The organism is Luteolibacter sp. Y139, assembly GCF_038066715.1.
Classification (GTDB): Bacteria; Verrucomicrobiota; Verrucomicrobiia; order Verrucomicrobiales; family Akkermansiaceae; genus Haloferula; species Haloferula soli.
Map to the genome: position 1 here is coordinate 364,492 of NZ_JBBUKT010000007.1, position 9,334 is coordinate 373,825.

Sequence of the window (9,334 nt, forward strand, 5' to 3'; positions counted from 1 at the left end):
TGACGGCATAAGGGTGAGAGGGTGAGCATGGATTCTTGCCCTCTGTTGGCAGCTGGCTAGGCTTGCCAGCCGTGGCTTCAAGGGGAAACAGCGCTGCGATCCTTCCCGTGTGGATATGTTCCGGGATGCTCCTGTTTACTGCTCTGGTGCCCGGAGAGGTTAGCTGCGCAGAAGATCCGGCGACCAAGGTCACGGAGGAGGGCAGGGCTTATTCCTCGAAATCGCTCGGTCAGTTGGAAGTGGCGACGAAGGTGAAAATCTTCAACCTCTATAGTATCAGCAGGCAGTTCTCGCTGAGACTGGAACCATCCTCATGTGCCATCCTCTTCGCTTCGAAGCCGCTTAGGCTGGCTGCTTATGCCTTCATCGGAAGAGGGCTCCTCACTGGGAAGGTTTCGCCGGTTCCCGAGTCTGGAACGTTAGAGGGAACGATCGAATTCGGTGACGGTTATTCGTTCGACTCGGGTCTGATGGCTGGAGGGGTTTACGTGATGGGAGGTGCTTATGTGAGCATGGGCTGCGGAGGGGTGAACTTCTCTGTCTATCAGCGTGCCGGGGTGCAGGTGAAAGTCCTCGGTGTTATCGAGGTAAGCTCGATGCTCTTTTTGGGATTCTCCCACCTTGGTGGATGAGTTTAGCCGCATTCAATTCGCTGGCTCAGCCGAGTTGTGAAAGGAGTTTGGAGAGGGCTTCGTTAGGGCGCATGTGGCTGTATTCCGATTCCCATCCATGCGATTTGCTGCAGGTTTCGTTTGTGTTTTCGGCATTCTTCCAGCGGGTCTTCGGGCGGATGAGAAGGGTGCTGCTAAGACTGGGCCGATCCGGGTGGGGGTGCTGAGTGCGTCGGACAAGCCGGCGGGGAATACGAGCCAGGGGCTTTACATCGCCATCCTCAGGGAGGCGGGAATGGAGGCTGGGCCGGTATCGGCGGAGAGGGTGAAGGCGGGGGCGTTGGACAAGCTGGATGTGTTCATTATTGGGGGTGGGAGTGGGACGGCGTTCAACAAGTCGCTCGGGCCGGATGGTGGGGCGAAGGTGGAGGCTTTCGTGAAGGCTGGAGGAGGGGCGATGGGGAGTTGTGCGGGTGGCTATTCTTTCGTGCGCGGGCACAATGAGGCGCTGCGTTACATCGAGATCGCGAATGCGGTGTGCATCGATACGGAGAATGGTCGGTGGGCGCGGGGGAGTGGTGCGGTTTCGATTGCGCCGGAGGCTGAGGGCTTGCCTGCGCTGAAGATGCACTATGCGAACGGGCCGCTGTGGAAGATCACTGATGTGCCGGGATTCGGTAGGACGGAGGCGTTGGCGCGGTTTGTGACGGATGTGAAGAAGGAGGGCGATGCGGGAGGGGTGATGCCGGGGACGCCGGCGATCTTGGGTGGGACTTTTGGGGATGGGCGGTATGTGCTCTTTAGCGCGCACCCGGAATTCAAGTGGAAGTACGGGAACAAGTCGATGGTGGTCGATGCCGCGAGGTGGGTGGTGAGGGGGAAGTTGGCGGCGGAGGAGAAGATTAGCTATGAGGCGGTGTTTCCTTCGATGGTGGGGAAGAAGGAGTAGGACCCATAGGGCTGACGGGACGAATGGCGGATGGCGGCACCATGATGGATGCGGCTGTTGAGAACCGTTCCGGATAGGTCGGATCTTTGGCCCTCGTCATGATGGGGCGGTCGTCCCTAGGCCTGCGGCCTGGGCTGGTATGGGGGGCGCCTTTGGCGCTGGAGAACGATCCCCCTTAGCGTTGAAGAACGATGACCGCTTTACGCTGAAGAACGATCGACTGCCTTAAGTTGGTGGCATCCGGGACGAATGGGTAAGGCCGGACGAGGCTGCGAGGTCAGGTGCCTAACAGGTGCTTTTTCATTTGGGCGAGGATCTCGCCGCAGGCGTTGGGGTCGCCGCCTTGAACTTCGGCGGTGGCCCAGCCGGTGTAGTTGATTTCGGCGAGGGCCTTGCGAACGTCGGGCCAATCGATGTCGCCTTCGCCGATCTTGCCGAAGCCGCCTTTGACGCTCCAGTCCTTGCAATCGAGCTTCACGATGCGCTTGCCGAGGGTGCGGATCCATTCGGCGGGCTTGGCGAAGCGCTGGTGATTGCCGATGTCGAAGTAGGAGCCGACCCATGGGGAGGCGATCTGGTCGAGGTAGGCGACGAGTTTCTCCGCGGACTGGGAGTTGCCGCCGTCCTCGGTGTAGAACATGCGGTTCCAGACGTTTTCGATGAGGATGTGGATGCCGAGTTCGGCGGCGAGAGGGAGGGCCTTGTGGATTTGTTCGATGGAGCGCGAGCAGGCGTCGTCGTGATTGGTTTTCGCGTCGACGACGCCGGGGACGAGGAGGACGGCGGAGCCGCCGCAGGCGTGGCTCTCGCGGATAGCGGTGAGGAGGCCCTTGAGGCCTTCTTCGCGGACGGAGGCATCGGGATCGGAAAGGCGGATCTTCCAGTGGATCGAGTCCACGACGCCGTGGATGGGAAGGCCGGTGGCCTTTGAGGCGGCGAGGGCTTCGTCCTTGTTCTGGACGCCGGGGGAGTCGAGTTCCACACCGTCGTAGCCGAGTTCCTTGAGGATGCGGAATTTCTCTTCGAGGTTGGCGCCGAATTGGGCCATGCCGCATTTGAGGGCGAGCTTGATGGGGAGTGGGGAGCCGGTCGTCTGCGCGCGGAGGGAAAGGGGAGCTGAGGCGGCAGCGAGGGTGGCGAGGAAGTGGCGGCGGAGCATGAACCGGATATCTAAGAATCCGGCGCTAAATTGCACGAAAGTAATTCATTCGTGCGAAAATCGTCTCAGCTGTGGGCGCGAAAAAGGCGGACCCGAGGTATCGAGTCCGCCTTGGAAGATGATCGGAAGGGATATTAGAGCAGCTCTTGGACGAGCTTCTCCAGCTTCACGATGTCGGCCGAGAAGGCGCGAATGCCTTGGGCGGTCTTTTCGGTGGCCATGGCGTCTTCGTTGAGGGCGAAGCGGAAGGCCTTTTCGTCGAAGGTGACCTTGGTGAGTTCGGCGGAGGCGGAGGCTTCCGGGGAGAGGCGGCGCTCAAGCGGAGCGGTGGAGGCGGCGAGCTCGGCGAGGAGGCCGGGGCTGATGGTGAGCAGGTCGCAACCGGCGAGGCTGGTGATTTCGCCGGTATTGCGGAAGGAGGCACCCATGACTTCGGTCTTGTAGCCGAACTTCTTGTAGTAGGTGTAGATCTGCTTCACCGAGATGACGCCGGGGTCGGTATCGCCTTCGTAGGTCTGGCCGGTGGAGGCCTTGTACCAATCGAGGATGCGGCCGACGAAGGGCGAGATGAGTTGCACGCCAGCTTCGGCGCAGGCGACGGCCTGGGCGAAGGAGAAGAGGAGGGTGAGATTGCAGTGGATGCCTTCCTTTTCGAGGATCTCGGCGGCCTTGATGCCTTCCCAAGTGGAGGCGATCTTGATGAGGATGCGCTCCTTGGCGATGCCTTCCTTGGCGTAGGCGTCGATGAGGTGGCGGGCCTTGGCGAGGGTGCCTTCGGTATCGAAGGAGAGGCGGGCGTCGACTTCGGTCGAGACGCGGCCGGGGACGATCTTGAGGATTTCGAGGCCGAAGAGGATGAGGATGCGATCGAGGATGGACTCGATGAGGGCGTCGCCGGTGAGGGAGGAGCCTTTGTGCTCGGCCACGGCTTTCTCGACGAGAGGCTTGTATTCCGGCTTGGCGGCGGCCTGGAGGATCAGCGAGGGATTGGTGGTCGCGTCCTGAGGCTTGTAGGCCTTCATCGACTCGAAATCGCCGGTGTCGGCGACGACGGTGGTGAACTGCTTGAGTTGATCGAGTTGCGTGGCGCTCATGGCGGGGGCGGGGTAGGTCGGAACGGTGCGGGAGGCGAGATCAAAAAGTGTCCGCGTGGGAGAAACATACCGACGTGGCGGGTTCGTCAAACGCCGCTCATGGGCGGATCGAACGGGGTTCATGGACGGGACAGGAGCGACGGGGGCGCGGGTTTTTTACAAAAGCGGGTCTAACTTTTGAAATCCTGCGGTTCGTGTCGTGAATTTACCCGGAAATCCCGGGTTGCCGCACCCGAAGCTTTCATTCCGTGCCAAACGGGGCACCCTCTCCGCACATGAAGCTTTTCGGCACCGATGGCATTCGCGGCAAGGCGAACGAGTTCCCGATCACCCCTGAAGTGGCCCTCCGTGCAGGCAAGGCGGTGGCGCAGGTGCTGCGTTCGTCCGGGCATAATCGGAACCGGGTGGTGATCGGCAAGGACACGCGGATTTCCGGCTACATGCTGGAGACGGCGCTGACGGCCGGGCTGGTCTCGATGGGGATGGATGTGCTGCTGCCGGGGCCGCTGCCGACGCCGGCGATCGCTCATTTGACGAAGTCGATGGGTGCGGCGGCGGGGATCATGCTGACGGCTTCGCACAATCCGTATGAGGACAATGGGCTGAAGATTTTCGGGCCGGATGGTTACAAGCTCTCGGACGCGCTGGAGGAGATCATTGAGCGGCACATCCTTGGCGATGAGCCGGAGCCGCGGCCGATGTCGCCGGAGAAGATTGGGAAGGCGTATCGTATCGATGATGCGCGCGGGCGGTATATCGAGTTCGCGAAGCATACGGCGGACAATATCTCGCTGCATGGACTGAAAATCGTGGTCGATTGCGGGCATGGTGCGGCGTATTTCATCGCGCCGCTGATTTTCAAGGAACTCGGGGCGGAGGTGATCAAGCACGGGTGCGAGCCGGATGGGATCAACATCAATGATAAGTGCGGGGCGCTTTATCCGGAGACGGCTGGCGGGTTGGTGCGGCAGCATGGGGCTGATCTTGGCATTTCCTTTGATGGGGATGCGGACCGCGTGATCTTCACCGATGCGACTGGGACGCCGGTTTCAGGGGACCGCATTCTCGCGCTTGCGGCGCTTTCGTTGCATGAGCAGGGGAAGCTTCGCGGGAGTCGCATGGCTTGCACGGTGATGAGCAATCTGGGGCTGCACGAGGCGATGCGTCGTGCGGGGATCGAGGTGCTGACGACGCCGGTGGGTGACCGCAATGTGATCGAGGCGCTGCGGGAGAAGGGTGGATCGTTTGGTGGGGAGAATTCGGGGCATTTGATCTTTGCGGATCATGCGACCACGGGTGATGGGATACTGAGCGCGCTGCAGGTGTTGCGCGTGATGAAGGAGAAGAAGGCGACGCTTGCGGAGCTGGCTGCGTGCATGCGCGAGTTCCCGCAGGAGTTGGTGAATCTGAAGGTGGCGGCGAAGCCGCCGCTGGGTGAGCTGGCTGGCTTGCAGAAGCTGATGAGGGAGGCGGATGCTGCTTTCGGTGATGCGGGGCGTCAGTTGATCCGCTACTCGGGGACCGAGAACAAGATTCGCATTTTGGTGGAGCATCGGGATGCCGAGACCGTGCAGGAGTGGATCGAGAAGTTCACGAAGGCGGTGAAGGAGGACATTGGGGTGGCGGCGTGACAAGGAACCACGGAAGGCACGGAATACACGGAAGATTCCAATTGGCTTATGCGCACCAAGTGAACCTCCTAGAGCTCCATAGGGCTGATCCCATCGCGTTCGGGTTTCGACTGGTCGTTTCGTCCGAGATCCACGCCAGCCCTGATTCCGCGGGTATGGCTTTTGGAATTAAGGCGTTGGGCGAGGCTTGGCGTGAAGTGAGCAGAACGGTTGCCGAGAGCATCCTTTTGGAATTGCTTCGAAAGGACATGGCCTTCTCGTCACCCAGGCTTGAAGAGTCGGTGGTTAGGACGGGTGTGGACGAGTTCCTCGCGTCCTTTTCATCTGAGAGCCGCTTCTTTACCAATGGCAATTGGGAAATGGGGTGGATTCGCTCCAAACACAGTAGCACGTCGTTTGGTCCAGAATGGTCTCCAGCGACTGACGCAACCTTTGACGGAGGCGTCATCGCGATCGATTCATGGCGGTCGGGAATCCTATGGCTTGAAGATGAAGACTAGATCCACTTCTCGCCAAGGAACTATGCGCTGATCGTGTTTCCCAGTTCCTCCTTACTTCCGTGTATTCCGATTGCTCCGTGATTTAAGTATCAAGTCGTCATGCCTCTCTTCACCACCCGCGACATCGAGGACTTTCCGATCGGGAACATTCTGCTCCGAGATCATCATGCTGCTTTCGCGGTGGAGGGTTTGCGGACGCATCCGCATGCTTGGTTGGCGGCGGAGGATGTGGCTTTGATTTCTCCGGCGACGCCGACATTGGTGGATGAGCGCCGGACGCCGCTGGCGTGGTTCGGGGATGTGCCGAATGCGGAGAAGGCGATTGTTGCGAATGCGTCTTTCCTGATCATTCATCCGTGGGATTTGCTGCGGGCGAACGAGCTGTTGGTCGGGGCACTCAAGGAGCCGAAGATCGAAGGTGATGTTCATCCGAATGCGGTGATTGAAGGTGTGATTCACCTTGGGGCTGGATCGAAGATTTTGCCCGGGGTTTTCATCGAGGGGAATGTGGTGATCGGAGCGAACTGCAAGATCGGTCCGAATTGCTACATCCGCGGGTCCACTTCGATCGGCGACAAGTGCCATGTGGGCAATGCGGTCGAGATCAAGAACTCGATCCTGCTTTCCAACACGAACGTTGGGCACCTGAGCTACGTTGGGGATTCTGTGCTTGGTGAGAAGGTGAACTTCGGTGCGGGTACGATCACTTCGAACCTACGGCACGATGGGAAGAATCATCGGACCGAGGTGGATGGGGTGCTTGTGGATACGGGCCGGCGGAAGTTTGGATGTATCGTCGGCGATGGGGTTCACACGGGGATCAACACTTCCATTTATCCCGGTCGCAAATTGTGGGCGGGCACTAGCACCCGTCCGGGCGAGATCGTGCAGCGGGATATTCAAAGCAATTTTCAATAGTCACTCTTACTACTCAATTTCATGTGCGGCATCGTCGGATACATCGGTAAAGCTTCCGCTCCCAGCGTTCTCATCAGTGGCCTGCGCAGGCTTGAATACCGCGGGTATGATTCCGCGGGCATGGCCATTCTGGAGGATGGCTCGATCGTTGTCAGCAAGGCACCGGGGAAGGTTTCGGCGCTCAATGACAAGGCGCATGCGGATTGGCCGGCGGAGCGGTTTGTGAGGTCGTCGACTGGCATCGCGCACACTCGCTGGGCGACGCATGGTCCGCCGACGGAGGCGAATGCTCACCCGCATCTGGATGAGTCGGGGGATATCGCGCTGGTTCATAATGGGATCATTGAGAACTACCGTTCGTTGCGGACGCGGCTTGAGGGGAAGGGGCATCATTTCTATTCGGAGACGGATACCGAGGTGCTGGCGCATTTGATCGGGGATCGTTACAAGGGGGATCTTTTCCAAGCGGTCTGTGATGCTTTGAGTCAAGTGGAGGGGACCTTTGGGATCGCGGTGATTTCGGCAAAGGAGCCGGGGAAGATCATTACGGCGCGGCGGGGTAGTCCGATTGCGATCGGGGTGGGGGAAGGGGAGACGATTGTCGCGTCAGATGCTTCGGCGATCATCGCGCATACGCGGCAGGTGATTTACCTGGAGGACAACGACATCGCGGTGGTGACAGCGGATAATGTCGATATCCGCGATCTTCATCAGGTGCCGGTGACGCGTGAGGTGAATGAGCTGGGCTTCGATGCGGCGGCGGCGGAGAAGGGTGGGTTCGCTCACTTCATGCTGAAGGAGATCCATGAGCAGCCGGATTCGCTGCGGAATGCGATCCGGGGGCGGCTGGATTTCAATCTGGGGTCATCGGTGCTCTCGGGCATGGGGACTTCGCCGCGTGATCTGGCGGAGATCCAGCGGGTGGTGCTGGTTGGCTGTGGCACTTCGCTGCATGCGGGTCTGGTGGGTGAGTATGCCTTCGAGGACATGGCGGATATTCACTCGGAGGTGCAGCAGGCGGCGGAGTTCCGGTATCGGAATCCGATCATTGGGAGCCGTGACCTGGTGGTGGCGATCTCGCAGTCCGGGGAGACGGCGGATACTTTGGCGGCTGTTAGGGAAGCCAATCAGAAGGGTGCCTTTGTGATGGGGCTTTGTAATGTGGTGGGTTCGACGATCGCGCGTGAGACTGGTCGTGGTGTGTATCTGCATGCGGGGCCGGAGATTTCGGTGGCATCGACGAAGGCGTTCACGTGCCAGGTGGCGGTGATGCTGATGATGGCGCTGAAGCTTGGGCGTGGGCGTCGTTTCTCTCGTGATGAGGGGATGAAGTTCGCGAAGGCGATCGAGGCGATTCCGGAGCTGGTGCAGAAGGTGATCGAGCAGAGTGACCGGATTGAGGCGATTGCGGCGCGCTATGCTGAGAACGAGCATGCGTTTTTCATCGGGCGTGGTCCGATGTATCCGGTGGCGCTGGAGGGGGCGCTGAAGCTGAAGGAGATTTCTTACATTCACGCGGAGGGTTACCATGCCGCGGAGTTGAAGCATGGGCCGATCGCGCTATTGCAGGAGGGGACGCCGGTGATTGCGCTGGCGAATGATATTCCCGGGAAGGACAAGACGCTGGGGAATGTGGAAGAGTGCCGGGCGCGTGGGGCGAGGATTCTTGGTATTATTACCGAAGGGGATCACGAGGCGGCGGAGGCGATGGATGATGTGATTGAGATTCCGGCCTGCCATCCGTTGGTGAGTACGATTCCGGCGGCGGTGGCGTTGCAGTTGCTGGCGTATCACATCGCGAATGTGCGCGGGTGTGAGATTGATCAGCCGCGGAATTTGGCGAAGAGTGTGACGGTGGAGTGAGGTTCTCGTGAGGTGGCTCCGCCGGTGACGCGGCGGGGCTGGTGCACAGGCGGAATGAATTCCGCGCTCCCAGTGGTGCGCAACGTGGATTCCGGGCGCGGTGTGATTCGAACCCGGCTAGAATCCCTCAGGGATTCCTTTCACGGATGCTTTGAACCGGTGGTCTTCGACCACCGGCTACTGGCTTTGATCCCTTCGGGATCGGGCGAGGTTAAGATCGCGGCTTTGTTTCAAGCTGCGGTCCGGGCCCAGCCGGAACGATGCAGTCGTTCCGCTACGGAAGGCTGCCGTAAGGTGTGGGCGGCTGTTAGAGCGGCTTCGACCGCACACGGAGTGTGCGGACCACGATATTTTGCGGCGGAGTGTTTTGGGAGGCGGAGCTGTCAGGTGCTTCCCCGCAGCAGGGCTGCTGGCTTTGAGCGGCAGCAGGGCTGCGCGCAGTCCGGGTCTCCGACTGCGGGGGCGGAGTGTGTTAGGACGCGGAGTTTGTTAGGTGCTTCGGCGGGCCAGCGGCCCTGTATAGACCGGGTACATCGTTAACAGGTGTTCGGGGACATGGTTTACACCTCCGGAGAGGAGCAAGCCATGCCTTGGAGAACCTGTGATGAG

7 protein-coding genes are annotated in these 9,334 nt (G+C 60.1%); 5 read left to right on the plus strand and 2 right to left on the minus strand.

Annotated features, from left to right (window positions below; all coding sequences use genetic code 11):
- Positions 1-125: 125 nt before the first annotated feature.
- Together WKV53_RS18695 and WKV53_RS18700 are read left to right on the plus strand one after the other, a co-directional pair.
- Positions 126-632, plus strand: a complete 507-nt coding sequence (locus tag WKV53_RS18695) for a hypothetical protein (RefSeq protein WP_341406307.1) — start codon at positions 126-128, stop codon at positions 630-632.
- Positions 633-729: 97 nt separating this feature from the next.
- A complete protein-coding gene (locus WKV53_RS18700; protein ID WP_341406308.1) occupies positions 730-1,560 on the plus strand; it encodes a hypothetical protein in 831 nt (276 codons plus the stop codon).
- A 277-nt stretch (positions 1,561-1,837) separates the two neighbouring features.
- Here WKV53_RS18700 and WKV53_RS18705 read toward each other — a convergent pair whose 3' ends face one another.
- A complete protein-coding gene (locus tag WKV53_RS18705; RefSeq protein ID WP_341406309.1) occupies positions 1,838-2,719 on the minus strand; it encodes a sugar phosphate isomerase/epimerase family protein in 882 nt (293 codons plus the stop codon).
- Positions 2,720-2,853: 134 nt separating this feature from the next.
- A complete protein-coding gene (tal, locus tag WKV53_RS18710) occupies positions 2,854-3,813 on the minus strand; it encodes a transaldolase (protein WP_341406310.1) in 960 nt (319 codons plus the stop codon).
- Between the two features lie 275 nt (positions 3,814-4,088).
- On the opposite strand from tal, the gene glmM reads away from it, so the two are divergent.
- The 3 genes from glmM to glmS all read left to right on the plus strand — a co-directional run bounded on the left by glmM (position 4,089) and on the right by glmS (position 8,725).
- Positions 4,089-5,444 (plus strand): phosphoglucosamine mutase, encoded by a 1,356-nt coding sequence (glmM, locus tag WKV53_RS18715; protein WP_341406311.1) that lies wholly within the window; start codon positions 4,089-4,091, stop codon positions 5,442-5,444.
- Positions 5,445-6,043: 599 nt separating this feature from the next.
- Entirely contained in the window at positions 6,044-6,862 is an 819-nt protein-coding gene (locus WKV53_RS18720) for a DapH/DapD/GlmU-related protein (protein WP_341406312.1), read from the plus strand.
- Positions 6,863-6,883: 21 nt separating this feature from the next.
- Entirely contained in the window at positions 6,884-8,725 is a 1,842-nt protein-coding gene (gene glmS / locus WKV53_RS18725) for a glutamine--fructose-6-phosphate transaminase (isomerizing) (protein ID WP_341406313.1), read from the plus strand.
- Positions 8,726-9,334 lie beyond the last annotated feature (609 nt).